This is a genomic window from Sphingobacterium sp. UT-1RO-CII-1 (genome assembly GCF_026711005.1).
In the GTDB taxonomy this organism is placed as follows: domain Bacteria; phylum Bacteroidota; class Bacteroidia; order Sphingobacteriales; family Sphingobacteriaceae; genus Sphingobacterium.
Map to the genome: position 1 here is coordinate 1 of NZ_JAPPVJ010000016.1, position 1,222 is coordinate 1,222.

At 47.7% G+C, this 1,222-nt stretch carries 1 rRNA gene (cut by a window edge); it reads left to right on the forward strand.

Going from position 1 to position 1,222, the window contains the following annotated elements:
• Positions 1-82 precede the first annotated feature (82 nt).
• Positions 83-1,222, forward strand: a 16S ribosomal RNA gene (locus tag ORI89_RS18950) (it continues 489 nt past the right edge of the window).

Genomic DNA, 1,222 nt, shown 5'->3' on the forward strand with positions numbered 1-1,222 from the left:
AAAAACAACCTAGTCAATAGATCAGAAATAACAGACGATTCTAATTATTTTATAAATAGTTAGGTGTCAACAATTCATTTTTACAATGGAGAGTTTGATCCTGGCTCAGGATGAACGCTAGCGGCAGGCCTAATACATGCAAGTCGAACGGGATTTAATCTGAAGCTTGCTTTAGATTAATGAGAGTGGCGTACGGGTGCGTAACGCGTGAGCAACCTACCCATATCAGGGGGATAGCCCGGCGAAAGTCGGATTAACACCGCATAACATTAGTAAGTGGCATCATTTATTAATCAAATATTTATAGGATATGGATGGGCTCGCGTGACATTAGCTAGTTGGTAAGGTAACGGCTTACCAAGGCTTCGATGTCTAGGGGCTCTGAGAGGAGAATCCCCCACACTGGTACTGAGACACGGACCAGACTCCTACGGGAGGCAGCAGTAAGGAATATTGGTCAATGGAGGGAACTCTGAACCAGCCATGCCGCGTGCAGGATGACTGCCCTATGGGTTGTAAACTGCTTTTATACGGGAATAAACCTAGGTACGTGTACCTAGCTGAATGTACTGTAAGAATAAGGATCGGCTAACTCCGTGCCAGCAGCCGCGGTAATACGGAGGATCCAAGCGTTATCCGGATTTATTGGGTTTAAAGGGTGCGTAGGCGGCTAATTAAGTCAGGAGTGAAATACGGCAGCTCAACTGTCGCAGTGCTTTTGATACTGGTTAGCTTGAATGTGGACGAAGATGGCGGAATGAGACAAGTAGCGGTGAAATGCATAGATATGTCTCAGAACTCCGATTGCGAAGGCAGCTGTCTAGGTCATTATTGACGCTGATGCACGAAAGCGTGGGGATCAAACAGGATTAGATACCCTGGTAGTCCACGCCCTAAACGATGATAACTCGATGTTAGCGATATACTGTTAGCGTCTTAGCGAAAGCGTTAAGTTATCCACCTGGGGAGTACGGTCGCAAGATTGAAACTCAAAGGAATTGACGGGGGCCCGCACAAGCGGAGGAGCATGTGGTTTAATTCGATGATACGCGAGGAACCTTACCCGGGCTTGAAAGTTAGTGCTTGATGCAGAGACGCATCATTCCTTCGGGACACGAAACTAGGTGCTGCATGGCTGTCGTCAGCTCGTGCCGTGAGGTGTTGGGTTAAGTCCCGCAACGAGCGCAACCCCTATGTTTAGTTGCCAGCATGTTATGGTGGG